The following is a 20023-nucleotide window of genomic DNA, read 5'->3' on the forward strand; positions in this document are numbered from 1 at the left end:
AATATTTTGTTAATATAGAAAAAATGTTTTACACTTGTAGTCAAATTAACCATAAGATAAGTTCGTTTTGACTATAAGTTTAAAAAGGACAAATCTATAACTAACTTAAAATACCACCAAATGTTTTTTTTAGGAATTGATTTAGGAAGCTCTTCGATAAAATTATCAGTTTTCGATCCTGAAAAAGGAACGACCATTGGAGCCGTTAGCGTTCCTGATTTTGAAATGCCAATTATCGCCCAACAATTTGGCTGGGCAGAACAAGATCCTGAATCGTGGTGGCAATTTGTAAAAGACGGAATACAACAATTAGGCGCAAAATCTAATATTGATTTAAAAAAGATTGCCGGAATCGGGATTGCCTATCAAATGCATGGTTTGGTTTTAACCGATGAAAATTTAAATCCTGTTCGTTCTTCGATTATCTGGTGTGATAGTCGCGCCGCAATTATTGGAGACGAAATTTATACTAAAATGGGTGCTGAAAATTCTCAGCGACAAATTTTAGGAAGTCCCGGAAATTTTACCGCTTCAAAACTAAAATGGGTAAAAGACAATCAGCCTGAAGTTTTCGCAAAAGCAAAATATATGATGCTTCCGGGCGATTTTATTGCTGCGAAATTGTCGAAAGTGGCTCAAATTAGTACTTCGGGATTATCAGAAGCAGCTTTATGGAATTTCTCAGAAGGAAAACTAGCAACTGGTATCCTTTCTCAAATGGGATTATCAGCAGATATTGTTCCGGAAATTGTTTCAAATTTTGGCATTCAGGCTACAATTCACCCGGAAATAGCGCAAGAATTAGGATTAAATCCTGATGCAAAAATAACATACAGAGCCGGAGATCAACCTAACAATGCTTTGTCATTGAATGTTTTGAAACCAGGCGAAATTGCTACAACAGCCGGAACTTCGGCAGTAGTTTATGCCGTAAGCGATCAGGATGCTTACGACAAACAAAACAGAATCAATACCTTTTTACACGTCAATAATACGGAAGTCGAAAAACGAAATGGCGTAATGCTGTGCATTAATGGTTCAGGAATTTTATACCAATGGTTGCGAAAAATCATGTCGGTTGACAGAGCTGAGTTAATTGCGTACGAGAAACTAAATGCCGAAGCTGCAAAAGTAGACGCAGGAAGTAACGGACTTCGTTTTTACCCTTTCGGAAATGGTGTAGAAAGAATCTTCAATAATAAAAATGCAACTTCAGGAATCCAGAATTTAAACTTCAATATTCATCAACCCTCACATTTGGTGCGCGCAGCCTGCGAAGGAATTGTATTTGCCATGAATTACGGTTTTGATGTCATGAAAGAAACGGGAGTTTCAGGAACTGTAGTTCGTGCTGGAAATTCGAACTTATTTTTAAGTCCGGTTTTCAGGGAAATCTTCACCAATACAACACAAACAACTTTAGAGTTATACAATACTTCCGGTGCCGAAGGTGCCGCAAGAGGAGCTGCTTACGGATTGGGTTTTTATAACTCGCTGGAAGAAGCTTTTCAGGGATTGCAATGTTTAGACAGAATTGAACCAAACAAAATCCTGACTGCCCAATATCAGGATTTATATCAGGAATGGAAAAATCAAATTAAAATAGAACAATAATAATGAGCACAACCAATCAATATTTTAAAAACATCGATACGATTAAGTTCGAAGGCAGAGAGAGTGATAACCCATTAGCATTTAAATGGTATGATGAAAATCGCATTGTTGCGGGAAAAACATTGAAAGAACATTTACGTTTTTCGATGGCTTACTGGCATACGCTATGTAATACAGGTGGAGATCCGTTTGGAGCTTCGACTGAAACTTTTTCCTGGGATAAAAATGATAATGCAATTTTAAGAGCTAAAGACAAAATGGATGCGGCTTTTGAATTCATGACAAAGTTAGGTTTGCCATATTACTGTTTTCATGATGTTGATGTAGTTGATGATGCGCCAACATTAGCAGAATTTGAGACCCGTATTCAGACAATGGTTGAATATGCGAAACAAAAACAACAGGAATCAGGTATAAAATTGTTGTGGGGAACTTCAAACTTATTCAGTAATCCACGCTACATGAATGGTGCAGCGACAAACCCAAACTTTGATGTTTTGGCTTACGCCGGAGCTCAGGCAAAAATTGCTATTGATGCAACGATTGCTTTAGGAGGTGAAAATTATGTTTTCTGGGGAGGACGTGAAGGATATATGAGTTTGTTGAACACAGACATGAAAAGAGAATTAGACCATTTAGGAAGATTCTTAAATACATGTAAAGATTATGCTCGTAAAGAAGGTTTTAAAGGAAACTTCCTGATCGAGCCAAAACCAATGGAACCTACCAAACATCAATATGATTATGATGCTGCGACTTCATTAGGATTTATCAATAAATACGGACTTCAAAATGATTTTAAACTAAATCTTGAAGTAAACCACGCAACGCTTGCAGGACACTCTTTTGAGCATGAATTGCAAGTTGCCGTTGATGCCGGAATGTTAGGGAGCATTGATGCAAACAGAGGAGATTACCAAAACGGCTGGGATACAGATCAGTTCCCAATCAATCTTCAGGAAGTTACACAAGCCATGTTAGTAATCCTTGAAGGAGGCGGAATTCAGGGTGGAGGCGTAAACTTTGACGCAAAAGTGAGAAGAAATTCAATCGATTTAGAAGACAAATTTATTGCACACATTTCAGGAATGGATGTTTTTGCAAGAGGATTAATCTGTGCAGATCACATACTTCAAAATACAGATTACAGAAAATTACGCACACAGCGTTACAGTTCATTTGACGGTGGAAACGGAGCGAAGTTCGAAAATGGAGAATTAACCCTTGAAGATCTAAGCAAAATTGCACGTGCAAGTGGAGAACCTCAACCATTAAGTGGAAGACAGGAATTATTCGAGCAAATCATTTCGAATGCATACTAAATTAAATTATAAGGTAACTAACTATAAATTTAACCAATTCTTAATTATTATGAAAAGCAAATATTGTATAAAAACAACAATGCTTCCGTTTTGTATGGCGCTGCTGCTAAGCGTTTTTGCAATGCAGTCTGGTTTTGCACAAGACCAGTCCAAATATGTAAGCGGAAATGTAACATCTGCAGATGACAATATGGGAGTTCCGGGCGCAACTGTTTCAGTCCAGGGAACAAAAACAAGTACAGCAACTGACTTTGATGGATTATATAAGATAGAGGCTAAAGCCGGTGATGTATTGGTATTTAGTTTTATGGGGTATAAAACACAAAAAATTACAGTAGGAACACAAACAAAAATAAATGTAACGTTACGTGCTGAAACTGCTGAACTTAAGGAAATTGTAGTTATCGGTTACGGTACTCAAAAGAAAAAAGTAAACACAGCTGCAACTTCGCTAGTATCTGGAAAAGACATTCAGAACGTTGCCAGTCTTGATGTTGTAAATGCATTACAGGGTCAGGCTTCAGGGGTAAATGTTACTTCGACTTCAGGACAGCCGGGTGCAGGAATGGCAGTAAACATTCGTGGGGTTGGTACAGCAGGAAACAGTACACCGCTTTATGTTGTTGATGGTGTAGTGGTTGATAACGGAATTGGATATCTTGATCCATCAGCCATAGAAAGAATTGACGTTCTTAAAGATGCTTCAGCAGGATCTATTTATGGTGCAAGAGCAGCAAACGGAGTTATTTTGGTGACAACCAAAAAAGGAAAAGAAGGTAAAATAAATGTAGCTTTTAATACTTACACAGGTTTTCAGCAAGTAGCTAAAAAACTGGATTTATTAAACACACAAGAATACACTACTATTATGAATGAAGCTCGTGTAAATTCTGGTTTAACGCCTTTATACTCACAAGCTCAAATTGCCGCTTTCCCAAATCACGACTGGCAGAAAGATCTGTTCAATAATGGTGCAATGAAACAAAATCACTCGCTTACTATTAGTGGCGGAGATAAAAAATCTACCATTTCTACAGGATTGTCTTATTATGGACAAGAAGGTTTAATTGGCGGGGTAACCAATCAATCTGATTATAATCGTGTTACTTTTAATGTAAACTCAACTTCGGAAGTAATTGAAAATCACTTAAAAATTGGGGAAAATTTCTCTTTTGCAAACATCAAAAGTTCAGGAGTTGCAGATCAGGGAATTTACAGCAACGGTATCAGAAGCTTCTTAAATGCGGCTCCAATCGATGCTGCTTACGATGAAAATGGAGGTTATGCTCATTCTGTTATTTCTGCAGATATCAGCAATCCATTAGGATCTTTATACTACAATAACTTCAACGAAACAAAAACAAACCGTTATGTAGGGAATATTTTTGCAGAATTAAAATTCTTAAAAAACTTTACTTACAGAACAAGTTTTGGTGTTGATATGACAGATAGTAATTACCGTTCATTCAGACCGGTTTATTCTCTTTCTTCAAATGATAATAACACAGTTTCAAGTGTAACACAAAACGCCACTAAATCATTAGGATGGATTTTTGAAAACACAGTTCAGTACAAAGCTACAGTTGCCGGAGCACATAACTTTGATGTATTAGTAGGAACATCTGCTAAAAAAAATACATCTGATTTTATGGAAGCGACAGGAAGAAACTTAACTTTTGATGATTTTGCACACGCTTATCTAAGCAACGCCACAGATCAAACATCAAATACAGTAAAAGGAAACCGCGCTGATTATGCGATTCAATCGTATTTTGGACGTTTATTATATGATTACAATAACAAATATTTATTTACAGCAACAATCAGAAGAGATGGTTCATCAAACTTTGCAGATTCAAACAGATACGGAAATTTCCCATCAGTTTCTGCAGGTTGGAACGTGGATAAAGAAAGTTTCTTCCCGGAAAATAAAGTAGTAAATAATCTTAAATTAAGAGCAAGCTGGGGACAAAATGGTAACGACCAAATACCTGCTTTCTCTTATATGTCAACCATTAGTTCTTATAATAAAAACTATCATTTTGGTACAACTGACGAAACATTGCAAACAGGTTCGAGCCCGGATCAGCTTTCTAACCGTAACTTAAAATGGGAAACATCAGAGCAGTTAGATTTAGGTTTTGATGCTACATTGTTTACTAATTTTACATTGTCATTTGATTACTACGACAAGAAAACAAAAGACTGGTTAGTTCTTGCTTCTATCCCAACTTATGCAGGTGCAACAGCTCCTTATATTAATGGTGGTGATATTCAGAATAAAGGTGTCGAGCTTTCGCTGGCGTATCGTACTAAGTTTGGAAAAGACTGGAATTTCTCTGTAAACGGAAATATTTCGCATAACCAAAATGAAGTTTTAAGAGTTGCAAACAGCGAAGGAATTATTCATGGAGAAACAAACTTATTGTTTCAGGGAACTGATGAGATGAACCGTGTTGAGGTTGGTCAGCCAATAGGCTATTTCTACGGATTAAAAACAGCAGGAATTTTCCAGAATGCTGCTGAAGTTGCTGCCGGTGTACAACCAAATGCAGTACCGGGAGATGTTCGTTTTGTAGATTTAAATGGCGACGGAAAAATTGATGCAGATGATAAAACTAAAATCGGAAATCCAAATCCTGATTTTACATATGGTTTAAATTTCGATCTTTCATACAAAGCATTTGACTTGTCAGTTTATACGTATGGAGTTGCAGGAAGTCAAAACGTTTTTGGAATTCACGATCCAACCCGCGCGTACACAAACAACACAACAGATGTTTTAAACAGATGGACAACAGAAGGAAGTTCTAACAAAGTACCAAGAGTAACTTACGGAGCAGATACTAATGGTAATTACACAAAATTCTCTGATTTGTATGTTCAAAATGCAGATTTCTACAGAATTAAAAGTGTTACTATTGGATGTGATTTTACGAAATTAACAAACAAGTTAAGTTTCTTTAGCAAATTCAGATTGTATGTTGCGGCAAACAACCTGTTTACGTTTACAAAATACCAGGGAATGGATCCTGAAATTGGATTTGGAAACACAAACAGAGACAGTAGCGGTAACTTGACCCAACCATGGGCAAAAGGTATCGACGTAGGATATTATCCGCAGCCAAGAACCTACATGATGGGGCTTAATGTTAACTTTTAAATGATGAAAACGATGAAAACATATATAAAATTATTTGCTGTTTCAAGCTTGTTCGTTTTAGGAGCTTGTTCGACTGATTTTTTAGACACAGAACCTTCTACAATTAAGGTGGAAGAGAATTTTTATAAAACGCCAAATGATGCTTATCAGGGATTGGTTGCCATCTATGATGTATTGCAGCGTGAAGCTTACGGAGGGCCTTTGTTGATTAGTGAGCAGGCTTCTGATGATTGTTTTGGAGGTTATGGAGTGGCTGATGCACAGGCAGATGTTGAATGGGACCGTTTTTTATTCGTGACCAATAAAGACATGAATAGCGATGTTTGGAAAAACTCCTATTTAGGAATCTACAGAGCAAATATTTTATTAGCAAATCTTGATAAAATAAACTGGGGAACAGACACTGCACTAAAAACAAGATACGAAGCTGAGGCACGTTTTTTAAGAGCACATTTTCATTTTCAGGTAGCAAAAATGTTTGGAGACATAGTGCCTTTAGATCACATTATCACCTCTAGTGAGTTTCAATTGCCAAGACAAAGTGCTGAGGTTACTTATGCTTTGATTGCAAATGATTTGAAATTTGCTGCTGATAAGTTAAATAATGACAACTACTCTCAAAGCGGAAACGCGAATTACGGGCGTATTACAAAATGGGCAGCCGAAGCTTATTTAGCGAGAACGTTCTTGTTTTATACAGATTATTACAAAAAAGCGGATATGGCCGGAGTAATAACAAAAGCACAGGCTACAGCTTATATTAATGATGTAGTAAGTAATAGCGGACATGGTTTAGTGGCTGATTTTGCTAATCTTTGGTTAGCAGCTTCTTTCGAAAATTTTGCAGGAGAAGATAATACCGAAATGGTTTGGGCAGTACGTTTTAATGGCTCAGGAAAAGGAAACTGGGCCCTGAACGAAGGAAACCGTTTTCAGGTAAACATTGCACCTCGTGGAGGATCAATAGGAAAATATGCAACAGGTTGGGGTGGAGCAACTGTGAACCCAAAATTATATAATGCATATGAAACAGGAGATACACGTAGAGATGCAACGATTATAAATTATGCAGGTGAAGGTTTGAATTTTAATGCCGAAGCCAGAGAACAACGTCAGTACACCGGATATTCATGGAAAAAATATTGCCCAATTACCAATGCAGCCGGAACAGCTATTGTAGAAGTTAACGGCGGAAATTTCCAGATTGATAACTATCAGGATTATGCTATTATTCGTTATGCAGATGTTTTATTAATGGCTGCAGAATTGAATTTAGGTACAAATAATGCATTGGCTCAAGCCGATTTAGATAAAGTTCGTGACCGTGCTTTTAAAAGTACAACTCATAGAATAACAGTTTCTAAAACAGTTATTATGGAAGAACGCCGTTTAGAATTGGCACTTGAAGGACAACGTTATTTTGACTTAATCAGACAAGGTGTAGATGTTGCAAAAGCAGCAATAGACAACACAGCAACTGATGCTCAGTTTAATGTAACTTTTAGAACAGAAACGTTAGGATGGCTGCCATTACCACAATCTCAAATTGTACTTTCTAATGGTACTATCCAACAAAACCCAGGTTGGTAATTAACTAAAAAAAATGATTATGAAACGTATATTATATATAGTAATAGCTGCAGTAACCATAGGCTCAGGATTGTTTTCATGTGAGCCTGCAGAAGATCGTGACAGCTTACCGGCTGTAAGTTTGACACCGGAAACAATTAAATTTTCAGTAACTCAAAATGCAGCCAATGAAAACGAAGTGATTTTAAAAAATCCGGATCCAAATGTCATTGCATATTGGAGATATGTTGATGCAAGCGGTAACGAATTAGGACATTCAAATAAAAGTGATGATCAGGTCGTTTTTCCTTTCGCCGGTAAATACACTGTTTATTACACTGCTTACACAAGAGGAGGTTCTGTAGATGCAGCTCCGGTTGTGGTAAATATTTCTAAAAACGATCAAACGTATTTTAGAGACCCAAAATGGGACATGCTTTCTAATGGAGAAACGGGTAAAACATGGGTGTTAGACTTTATTGATCCTGTAGGATGGGCCGGTTTGGATTATCCTAATAACCCAAAAGGAACAGATTATTGGAACTGGTTTCCGGATTACGCAGGAAACTCATGGGTAATGCCAAGCAAAAACTGGGGAGAAATGCATTTTGACCTAAACGGAAATTATAATACAAGTGTAAAACAAACCGCTCTTGATACTGATGCACAAACAGCAAAATCAGGAACATATTCATTTGATGTTGTAAACAATAAATTAGCCTTCAATGGTGGAGTAGAAATGCTTTACGGAGGAGATTATCATGGAGATGTTACCAACTGGACTAGTGTAAAAGTGGTAGAACTTACTGCAACATCATTACGATTAGGAGTTATTAGAGATAAAAGTAGAAAAGGCGAAGGAGTTTGTTTGATTGTTTTTCATTACAAACCAAAACCGTAAGTACTTAAAGATATAAAACTGCCGATAAGGGATTGGTAAAGTCACTTATCGGTATGTTTATATTCGTTTTTAAAATAATAAAATCCTCTCGAAATGAAGAATAACAGAAAATACTTAAACAGTAGATTACCATTATTAATGCTGCTCGCAATTACTTTATTAGGTTCCTGCAGCAAAAAAAAGGATGATTTTAGCGATAGAAAAGTTTCTTTTAATTCAGATTGGAGTTTTCATTTAAACGATAGTATACAAGATAAAGATACTATTGGGGTTGCAACAAAATGGAGAACTTTAAACCTTCCGCATGATTGGAGCGTCGAAGGAAAGTTTGACGAAAAAAGTCCTGCCGGATATGGAGGCGGAGCCCTAAACGGAGGTTTAGGCTGGTATAAAAAAACATTTAAGGTCAATGCTGAAGACAGTACAAAAATAACTTCAATTACTTTTGACGGCGTTTACAAAAACAGTCAGATTTGGATAAACGGACACTATTTAGGAAAACGTCCAAACGGATATATTGGTTTTCAATATGAAATCTCTCCATACTTGAATTACGGAGATAAAAACAATGAAATTATTGTAAAGGTTGACAATTCAAAGCAACCCAATTCACGTTGGTATTCAGGATCAGGAATTTTTAGAAATGTCTGGATCGAAACTACCGATAAATTGCATGTTGCACAATGGGGAACTTATGTGACAACACCAAAAGTTACTGCGCAAAAAGCTTCGGTAAGTTTTGAAACTACCATTCAAAATCAAAACACCGCTTCAAAAAAAGCAACAGTAACCACCACTATTTTTAAAGAAGATACCAAAGTAACCTCGGTTACCCAAAATATAACGATTGCTGCAAACGCTAATCAAACCATCAAACAACAAACACAAGTTGAAACGCCAATTTTATGGTCTGTAGAAAAACCGGAATTATACACCGCTGTTACAGAAATTTCGGTAGATGATAAAATTGTCGATCAATATAAAACTGATTTTGGAATCAGGAATTTTAAATTCGATATAGATAAAGGCTTTATCCTTAACGGAAAACAAGTAAAAATAAAAGGAGTTTGTTTACACCATGATTTAGGTCCGTTAGGTTCAGCAATCAATACACGTGCTATCGAACGTCAATTGGAAATCATGAAAGAAATGGGAGTGAACGGAATCAGGACTTCTCATAATCCACCCGCTCCGGAACTTTTAGAATTATGTGATAAAATGGGTTTCATTGTCATGGATGAAGCTTTTGACATGTGGAAACAAACCAAAACCAAATACGATTACGGCAATGACTGGGACAAATGGCACAAGAAAGATCTGATTGATCAATTGCTGCGCGACCGTAATCATGCAAGTATTTTTATGTGGAGTATTGGTAACGAAATTCCTGAACAATGGAACGAAGACGGAGTAACAATTGCTAAAGAACTAGCCGCAATTACACGTCAGTATGATAAAACACGTCCAATTACCGCAGCGATGAATCCGCCTGTGAACATGAATCTTGACGGAGTTAATTTGCAATTCGAAAAAGCAGCTGTTCAATACAATAAAATTGCAAAATCTGGTGCTCTGGATATTATTGGATACAATTATGCGCATCAAACGTATGAATATCACAAACAAAATTTTCCGGGAATTCCTTTTATCGCCACAGAAACTACATCAGGTTTACAAACCCGAGGTTATTATGATGCCGTTTCAGACACCATAAAAAAATGGCCAGTTAGCTGGGATAAAAAATTTACTGGAGGAAATCCGGGTAACACGGTTTCTGCTTACGATCAGGTACAAACGCCTTGGGGTTCAACGCACGAAGCCACCTGGAAAGTCATTAAAAAACACGATTTCCTTTCGGGAATGTACATCTGGACAGGTTTCGATTATATTGGTGAACCAACTCCATACGAATGGCCGTCAATCAGTTCTTATTTCGGAATTGTGGATTTAGCCGGTTTTCCAAAAGATGTGTATTATATGTATCAAAGCGAATGGACAGACAAAACCGTGCTGCATATTTTCCCGCATTGGAACTGGAAAGCGGAACAAACCGTTGACGTTTGGGCCTATTATAACAATGCAGATGAGGTTGAACTTTTCCTTAACGGAAAATCAGTTGGAGTTCGCAGTAAAAAAGGAGATGATTTACATGTAATGTGGAGAATCCCGTTTCAGCCCGGAACACTAAAAGCAGTTTCCCGTAAAAATGGAAAAACAGTATTAGAAACCGAAATTAAAACAGCTGAAGATCCGTCAAAATTGAAACTTACAGCAGACAGAAGTACGATTAAAGCCGATGGAAATGATTTGTCTTTTGTAACCGTAGATATTCTCGATACAAAAGGAACTTTGGCGCCAAATGCGAATAACGAAATCAATTTCTCATTAAAAGGAAACGGAAAAATTGTAGGTGTTTGCAGCGGAGATCCAGTAAGTCACGAACCGTACAAAGGTTCAAAACATACGGCGCTTAACGGAAAATGTTTAGTCATAGTTCAATCGGATAATAAAACAGGAAGATTAGAATTAACCGCTAAAGCGAATGGACTCAAACCAGCAACAATTGTAATTACAGCAGAATAAGTCTTATAATTTTTGAAATTTTAAATATAGCCACAGATTAAAAAGATTTAAATCTGCATGATCTGCTAAATCTGCGAGAGAAAAGAAAAAATCCTTTCGAATCCTTTTAATCTGTGACAAAAAAATAAAAAAATAACTAATGAAAAAATCACATTTAAAAACCTTGTTTTCGATTTGCGCTTTTGGACTTCTTACAATTCCAAATGCCTCAGCTCAAATTCAGAACGCAGATGTACTGAATGCTCCAATAGACATCAGCAAGGATTTTCAGAATTATCTGAACACCTTTTATTTTGCAGATGAATTAACCAATTTTGATCCTGCAACAGGAAAAGGAACGATAAAATATCTGAGATATAATTATAAAACGCGTCAGGCTTTCAACAATATGATGATGAAACCAGATGTTGTTGAAGCAAACGAATTTCCAACCACAGAATACCAGGCTTCACCAGAATTACCATTTCAGATTCAGTTTGTTTCAGACAGAACGATTCGAATCAAAACGACTTCAGGACCACAATTTCATCCTGAAAAAGAATCCTTAATGCTGATAAATGGCGTTGCGCCAAATCATCCTGAATTATGGAAATATTCTAAAATCGAAGGCGGTCACAGTTATACCAGCAAACACGGAAGAGTAGAAATTTTGACAAAACCGTGGCACGTAAAAATTTACGATGAAACCGGAAAATTATTGACAAGTACACTTCACGATTCAGATTTTAAAAATACCTATACACCAACACTTCCGTTCTCGTATGTTCGTAGAAATAGCGATTATTCAAGAAGTATGGGCGCTGCTTTTAGCTTAGAACCGGACGAAAAAATATTTGGTTGTGGAGAATCATTCACACAATTTAATAAACGCGGACAAAAAGTAGTTTTATGGGCAGATGATGCCAACGGAATCCAGAATGAAACGATGTACAAACCTGTTCCGTTTTATATGAGCAGCCGCGGTTACGGAGTTTTCATGCACCATTCGACACCAATTACAGTTGACTTTGGAAGATATTATTCAAGTGCAAACGAAATGTATATTGGCGACGACGAAGCCGATTTGTTTTTCTTTATCGGAGAACCAAAAGACGTTTTAGATCAATACACAGATTTAACCGGAAAAGCTGCAATGCCGCCACTTTGGTCATTTGGTTTCTGGATGAGCCGAATCACTTATTTCTCTGAAAAAGAAGGAAGAGAAGTAGCAAAAGATTTACGCAAATATAAAATTCCAACAGATGTTATTCACTTTGATACAGGCTGGTTTGATGTAGATTGGAGAAACAATTATGAGTTTGCAAAAGCCCGTTTCCCAGATGCCGAAAAAATGATGTCAGATTTAAAAGATGACGGTTTTCATGTTTGTTTATGGCAATTGCCGTATTTCTCGCCAAAGAATACGTTGTTTAATGAAATCATGGATAAGAATTTAGCCGTGAGAGATCGCAAAGGAAATCTTCCGTATGAAGATGCTGTTCTTGATTTCTCAAATCCTGAAACTGTAACTTGGTATCAGGCAAAACTGAAACATTTATTCGACCAGGGAGTTTCGGTTTTCAAAGTAGATTTTGGAGAAGCAGCTCCGCCAGACGGAATTTACCATTCAGGAAGAACAGGATTTTACGAACATAATTTATATCCGTTAAGATACAATAAGGCTGTCGCCGAAATTACACAAAAAGAAAAAGGATATACTTTAATTTGGGCAAGAAGTACTTGGGCAGGATCTCAACGTTATCCGTTACATTGGGGTGGAGATGCCGAAACTACAAACGGAGCAATGTCAGCAGAATTACGTGGCGGACTTTCATTAGGATTAAGCGGATTCAGTTTCTGGAGTCATGACGTAGGAGGATTTGCAACAAAATCACCAGAGAATTTATACAGAAGATGGGCGCCGTTCGGAATGTTTACTTCACACGTAAGGAGCCACGGAGAACCTCCGCGCGAACCTTGGTTATACAGCAAAGATTTTCTTGAAGGATTTAGAAAAGCAGATAATATGCGCTACGAATTAATGCCATATATCTACGCTCAGGCGAAAGAAAGTTCACAAAAAGGATTGCCAATGATGCGTGCATTATTTGTAGAATATCCAAATGATCCGGGCGCTTGGTTAGTAGATAATGAATATTTATTTGGATCAAGTATGTTGGTTGCACCACTTTTTGAAGAAGTGACAGAAAGAGACGTTTACCTTCCGGAAGGAACATGGATTGATTACCAAACTAAAAAAGTATACCAATCCGGCTGGCATAAAATTAAAGCAGGCGAAGTACCAATCGTAGTTTTAGTAAAAGACGGAACAGCTTTGCCCCACATCGCTTTAGCACAATCTACAAAAGATATGGATTGGAGTAAATTAACCTTAAAAGTATATGCAAGTGACAAAACCACATCGGCTACGGCCAAAGTGTTTTTACCGGAAGGTGATGCAGTACAAGAAATTAAAGTAATCAAAAACGGAAACAATTTTGACGTAACTTCAAACCCGTTACAAGGAAAAACAACTCTTAAAACAGAGTGGATAAAATAAAAAAGTTAGCCACGAATTACACTAATTTCACGAATTAAATTGGTGATAATTTGTGAAATTCGTGGCAAAAGAAAAGACACAGATTAAAGGGTTTTTGTTCTCGCAGATTTGGCAGATTGAGCAGATTTTTTTTAATCTTTAAGATTAGTAAAAAATATAGCTACAGATTAAAATCTGCTCAATCTGCCAAATCTGCGAGAGAATAATAAAAAATCATTTGAATCTGTGGAAAAAAAATAAATCCTTAGTCGGATAAAAATAAGTTTTTGTTGAGTTTCTAAATCGGGTGAAAGCACAAGCGACACCCGATTTATTAAAAATGAATTAAGAAAAAAAATCATGAAAAATTACCTCATTCTTCCCGCTTTAATCCTTTCAGTTTCGATTGGATACAGTCAGAAAAATAAAAATGCTTATGAATTGGCATCGCCAAACGGGCAAAACAAAATCAAATTCGAATTAGTAAAAAACGCTCCAAAATATGCGGTGTCACACGGAAAAACCGAAGTGATAACGCCATCAGATATGGGATTTTTATTAAAAGGAAATGAAAATTTAAGTTCTGATTTCGAAATCAAAAGCGTGAAAAATTCCACTTTTGATGAAACCTGGGAACAAGTTTGGGGAGAAAAGAAAAACATCAGAAATCATTACAATCAGCTTTCTGTAGAATTACAGCAAAAAGCGGGAAACAAACGCAAGCTTGAAATTCAGTTTCGTGCTTTCGATGACGGAATCGCTTTCAGATATGTATATCCAAAACAAAGTGTAAAAGACAGTATTTTCATTATAGATGAAAAAACGACTTTTAACTTAAAAGAAGATGGAAAAGCATGGTGGATTCCGGCAAACAGAGAAAACCGTGACGAATATCTTTTTAAAGATGCGCCTGTAAGTACACTTGATACCGTTTTGACGCCGCTTACAATCGAAAGCAAAAGCGGATTAGCATTGAGTTTTCACGAAGCAAACTTAGTTGATTTTGCCAGTATGACTTTGGTAAACACAACCGGAACACAACTTAAATCTGATTTGGTGCCGTGGTCTGATAGCGTAAAAGTTCGTGTAAAAGATACTTTCACTTCTTCTTGGAGAACACTTCAAATTGGCGAAACTCCGGCAGATTTAATTACTTCATATTTGATTTTAAACCTGAACGATCCAAACAAATTAAAGAATACAGCAAGTTATTTCAAACCATACAAATACTTCGGGATTTGGTGGGGAATGCACATTGGAAAATATACTTTTTGGGAAAGTGACAAACAAGGAGCAACAACAAAACACGCCGAAGAATATATTGATTTTACCGCAAAAGAAGGATTTCATCATTTATTGATCGAAGGCTGGAACAAAGGCTGGACGCCACAATGGTATGAAAATCATATGCACATGTTTAGCTTCACGAAAAGTGCAGACAATTTTGATTTAGAAAAAGTAGTTGAATACGGAAACAAAAAAGGCGTTGCACTTATTGGATATCACGAAACAGGTTCAAATTTAATTAACTATTTAAAAGAAGTTGATGAAGGTTTTGCCTTATACAAAAAGTTAGGAATGCATTCCGTTAAAATTGGTCACGTTGGTTCTAAATTGAACATGAAAGAAAATCACTTTGGACAATTTGGAGTAAATTATTTCAGATATATTTTAGAAAAAGCAGCACAATATGATTTAGCTGTTTTATACCACGAATCAATAAAAGATACGGGAGAACGCAGAACTTTTCCAAACATGGTTTCAAGAGAAGCAGCGCGCGGACAAGAATATAACGCCTGGAGCGAAGGAAATCCGCCAAATCACTTAACGATTATTCCATTTACAAGATTACTTTCGGGGCCAATGGATTTTACACCGGGAATTTTTGATGTTGAGGTAAAACAAGGATATCCTGGAAAAAGAGTACACGGAACAACAGCGCAACAATTAGCATTGTACGTTACGATTTATGCCCCAATCCAGATGATGGCAGATCTTCCTGAAAATTACGAAGGAAAACCAGCTTTGCAATTCTTAAAAGATGTTCCAACAGATTGGGAAGATACAAAAGTATTAGACGGAAAAATTGGAGAATACATCACAACAGTTCGTAAAGACAGAAACAGCGCCGATTGGTATTTAGGAACGATCACAAACGAAAATGCAAGAGACGTAAATGTTTCCTTATCATTTTTAGATTCAAATGCAACGTATGAAGCGCAGATTTATGCTGACGCCGAAGGAACTGATGAAACACACAATCCATCAGCAGTAGCAATTTCTAAGAAAACAGTAAAAGCTTCAGATTCACTAAAATTACATTTAGGCGGCGCTGGCGGAACAGCAATTAGATTTAAAAAATTGTAATTATTGATACAGATTGTCGATGTAGATGATCAAACCCGACAGGTTTTTAAAACCTGTCGGGTTTACTAACACAACGTAATTCAACCCAAACGAATTTAATATGAAAAGAATTTTAAGAACATTCCTGATTTTCATAACTCTAATAAATATTAATTTATTTGGACAAAATACTACTGCTGAAAACAGAACGATAAAAGTCGATTATAACAAAACGGCAGGCGAATTAAACACCATGTTCAAAGAATGTATTGGCGCAGGAAGAGCAAATGAAGGTTTACGTGCAGATTGGCAACAACAATTGGCAATGACCAAAAAAGAATGCGATTTTAAATACATTCGTATGCACGGTTTATTATCTGATGATATGGCAGTTTATCGTGAAGACTCAAAAGGAAATCCTGAATATAATTACCAATATATCGATGCTTTGTATGATTTTATATTGAGTATTAAAATGAAGCCTTTTGTAGAATTGGGTTTTATGCCATCGGCTTTAGCGAGCGGAAGTCAAACTATTTTCTGGTGGAAAGGAAACGTAACGCCTCCAAAAGATTATAAAAAATGGGAAGATTTAATTCGCAACTTAACCCAGCATTTCACAGAACGTTACGGAGCTGAAGAAGTAAAAACATGGTATTTTGAAGTTTGGAACGAGCCTAATTTATCTCCGGGTTTCTGGACAGGAACGCAGGCAGAATATTTCAAATTATATGAATATGCAGCTCGCGGAATAAAAAGCGTAAACTCAGCTTATAAAGTTGGCGGACCTGCAACAGCCGGAGCAGCATGGGTTCCGGAAACAATTGATTTTTGTGCTAAAAACAATGTTCCGTTAGATTTTATTTCGACACATACTTACGGAGTAAAACAAGGATTTCTGGATGAATTTGGAACTACAGGAACTGTTTTAAATAAAGAAGAATCAAGTATAAGCGGCGACGTAATCAATTCACGTAATCAGATTTCAAATTCGGCTAAGCCAAAACTTGAATTGCATTATACAGAATGGAGTTCTTCTTATACTCCCGCAGATCCTGTTCATGACAGTTATCATTCGGCAGCTTATATTCTTCAAAAATTAAAACAAGTTGGCAATGCTGCAAATTCTATGTCTTATTGGGTTTTTACCGATATATTTGAAGAAGCAGGTCCAAGATTTACACCATTTCACGGAGGTTTTGGATTATTGAATACGCAGGGAATCAAAAAACCGGCTTATTTCTCTTATTCTTTCCTGAATAAATTAGGCGAAACAGAACTTCAAAATAAAGACACCTCTTCGTGGGCGACTAAAAATTCAAAAGGAAATGTTCAATTGTTGTTTTGGGATTTTACAAACACACATCCCGGAGATTCTGTCAATAATCAAACCTATTATATAAAGGATTTACCATCAAAACCAAAAGGCAGTGTAAAAATTGAAGTCGATGGTTTAGAGAAAGGCAACTATACTTTAGAAATTTATAAAGTAGGTTATAAAGTCAATGACGCTTACGCCGATTATCTGGCCATGGGAAAACCTGCTCAATTATCACGTGAACAGGTAAAAAGTATAAAAGAAAAAAATAATGGCGCTTTGATCGCAACAGAAAAAGTAACCATTAATGCAAAAGGAACTTATAGTACCACTTATAAAATCAATGAAAACGACGTAGTTTTATTCAATTTTGTAAAGCAGTAGTTTCTAAGACTAACGAATTCCAAAAAACTAAAATAAATTTATTAAGCATGAAAAACAAAATTATATGCCTATCAGCTGCATTTGCATTCCTGGCATTTGCTTCTTGTAAAAATGATGCAAAAAGCACAAGTTCTGATTCGGCACAGACAGAAGAATATAAAGGAAAAGAAATAGGATCAGAATTTGACGCAGAAATCGACAAATTGGTTTCTCAAATGACATTGGAAGAAAAAATCGGAATGCTGCACGGTAACAGTATGTTTACTTCCGGTGGTGTAAAACGTTTAGGAATTCCGGAACTTAAAATGGCTGACGGACCATTGGGAGTTCGTGAAGAAATTTCGCGTGACAACTGGGCTCCGGCAGGATTAAAAGATGATTTTGCGACTTATTACCCAGCCGGTGGAGGACTTGCTGCAACTTGGAATGCTGAAATGGCCTATACCTTCGGGAATAGCCTTGGACAGGAAATGCGCGCCAGAGATAAAGATATGTTGCTTTCACCAGCCATAAACATTGTTAGAACGCCACTTGGAGGAAGAACATATGAATATATGTCTGAAGACCCGTTTTTGAACAAAAAAATTGCAGTGCCGTTAATTGTTGGTTTACAGGATAACGATGTTATGGCTTGTGTGAAGCATTATGCAGCAAACAATCAGGAAACAAACCGTGATTTTGTCGATGTACAAATTGACGAACGTACACTTCGTGAAATTTATCTTCCGGCATTCGAGGCTTCAATAAAAGAAGCGCATGCTTACAGTGTTATGGGTGCTTACAATAAATTTAGAGGAGAATATTTATGCGAGAATGATTATATGCTGAACAAAATCCTTCGTGACGAATGGGGATTTAAAGGTGTTGTAGTTTCAGATTGGGCTGCGGTTCACTCGACAGTAAAATCTTTAAACAGCGGATTGGATATTGAAATGGGAACACCAAAACCTTTTAATGAATTTTTCCTTGCCGATAAATTAATTGCTGCTGCTAAAAACAAAGAAATTTCAGAAGCAGAATTAGATAAACACGTAAAAAGAATCCTGCGCACATTATTTCAGGTAAAAGCAATGGGCGGAAAAGACCGTGCAAAAGGAAGCATTGCAACCGAAGCGCATTATCAGGACGCTTATAAAATTGCTGCAGAAGCAGTAGTTTTATTGAAAAACGATAATAATGCATTACCATTAAAATTAGAAGGCGTTAAATCTGTTGCCGTAATTGGAAACAATGCTACAAAGAAAAATGCCCTTGGCGGATTTGGAGCAGGAGTAAAAACCAAAAGAGAAGTTACACCACTTGAAGGTTTAAAAAACAGATTGCCATCATCGATTAAAATTAATTATGCCGAAGGATATTTAGAACGTTACGACGAGAAAAACAAAGGAAATTTAGGAAACATCACCTCAAATGGTCCTGTAACAATTGATCAGTTAGATCCGGCAAAATTACAGGAAGCAATTGAAGCAGCTAAAAAATCTGATGTTGCAATTATTTTCGCAGGTTCAAACCGTGATTACGAAACAGAAGCATCTGACCGTAGAAATTTAAAATTACCATTTGGACAAGAAGAATTAATTCAGAAAGTATTGGCTGTTAATCCAAGAACTATTGTCGTTATGGTTGCAGGAGCACCTTTTGATATCGATGCGATCAGCAAAAAAACATCAGCTTTAGTATGGACGTGGTTTAACGGTTCAGAAGGAGGAAATGCTTTGGCAGATGTATTATTAGGAAAAGTAAATCCGTCAGGAAAATTACCTTGGACTATGCCTAAGCAAATTATGGATTCTCCTGCTCACGCAACAAACAGTTTCCCAGGAGGAAAAACAGTAAACTATGCCGAAGGAATTTTGGTAGGATACCGCTGGTTTGACACCAAAAATATTGCGCCATTATATCCTTTTGGATACGGATTATCATACACTTCTTTTGCTTTTGATAATGCAAAAACAGACAAAGCATCGTACGCACAAAACGAAACAATCACAGTTTCTGTAGAAGTAAAAAACACAGGAAAAGTAGATGGTAAAGAAGTGGTTCAGTTGTATACTTCTAAATCTGATTCTAAAATTACACGTGCTGCACAAGAATTAAAAGGGTTCCAGAAGATATTGGTAAAATCAGGAAGTTCTAATACAGTAACTATAAAAGTTCCGGTAAAAGAATTAGCTTACTACGATGTAGCCAATAAAAAATGGACAGTTGAGCCAGGAAAATATACTTTAAAATTAGGAAACTCTTCTAGAGATATCAAGAAAGAAGTTGTTGTAACGATAAAGTAATAAGAGTTTTTACATTAATT

General features: G+C 36.6%; 10 protein-coding genes. All 10 read left to right on the top strand.

Annotated features, from left to right (window positions below; translation table 11 throughout):
• Positions 1-120: 120 nt before the first annotated feature.
• Positions 121-1614 carry a xylulokinase gene (locus tag BXU01_RS06725; protein ID WP_083692456.1) on the top strand — a complete coding sequence of 498 codons (1494 nt, stop codon included), beginning with the start codon at positions 121-123 and terminating at the stop codon, positions 1612-1614.
• Positions 1615-1616: 2 nt separating this feature from the next.
• The gene (gene xylA, locus BXU01_RS06730) at positions 1617-2936 is read left to right on the top strand and encodes a xylose isomerase (protein ID WP_083692458.1); all 1320 of its coding nucleotides are present in this window, start codon (positions 1617-1619) and stop codon (positions 2934-2936) included.
• A gap of 49 nt (positions 2937-2985) precedes the next feature.
• A complete protein-coding gene (locus BXU01_RS06735) occupies positions 2986-6099 on the top strand; it encodes a TonB-dependent receptor (RefSeq protein WP_083692460.1) in 3114 nt (1037 codons plus the stop codon).
• Between the two features lie 12 nt (positions 6100-6111).
• The gene (locus BXU01_RS06740) at positions 6112-7689 is read left to right on the top strand and encodes a RagB/SusD family nutrient uptake outer membrane protein (RefSeq protein WP_083692709.1); all 1578 of its coding nucleotides are present in this window, start codon (positions 6112-6114) and stop codon (positions 7687-7689) included.
• A gap of 19 nt (positions 7690-7708) precedes the next feature.
• Positions 7709-8569 (top strand): hypothetical protein, encoded by an 861-nt coding sequence (locus tag BXU01_RS06745; RefSeq protein ID WP_083692462.1) that lies wholly within the window; start codon positions 7709-7711, stop codon positions 8567-8569.
• Between the two features lie 93 nt (positions 8570-8662).
• Positions 8663-11152 (top strand): glycoside hydrolase family 2 TIM barrel-domain containing protein, encoded by a 2490-nt coding sequence (locus BXU01_RS06750; protein WP_083692464.1) that lies wholly within the window; start codon positions 8663-8665, stop codon positions 11150-11152.
• Between the two features lie 139 nt (positions 11153-11291).
• Complete coding sequence (locus BXU01_RS06755; protein ID WP_083692466.1) at positions 11292-13691, top strand: alpha-xylosidase; 2400 nt, start codon at positions 11292-11294, stop codon at positions 13689-13691.
• 339 nt (positions 13692-14030) lie between these two features.
• Entirely contained in the window at positions 14031-16037 is a 2007-nt protein-coding gene (locus tag BXU01_RS06760) for a glycoside hydrolase family 97 protein (RefSeq protein WP_083692468.1), read from the top strand.
• 100 nt (positions 16038-16137) lie between these two features.
• Entirely contained in the window at positions 16138-17718 is a 1581-nt protein-coding gene (locus BXU01_RS06765) for a glycoside hydrolase (protein WP_083692470.1), read from the top strand.
• A 47-nt stretch (positions 17719-17765) separates the two neighbouring features.
• Positions 17766-20003 (top strand): glycoside hydrolase family 3 C-terminal domain-containing protein, encoded by a 2238-nt coding sequence (locus BXU01_RS06770; RefSeq protein ID WP_083692472.1) that lies wholly within the window; start codon positions 17766-17768, stop codon positions 20001-20003.
• The last annotated feature ends 20 nt before the right edge of the window (positions 20004-20023 follow it).

Origin of the sequence: [Flexibacter] sp. ATCC 35103 (genome assembly GCF_001975985.1) — a bacterium.
Classification (GTDB): domain Bacteria; phylum Bacteroidota; class Bacteroidia; order Flavobacteriales; family Flavobacteriaceae; genus Flavobacterium.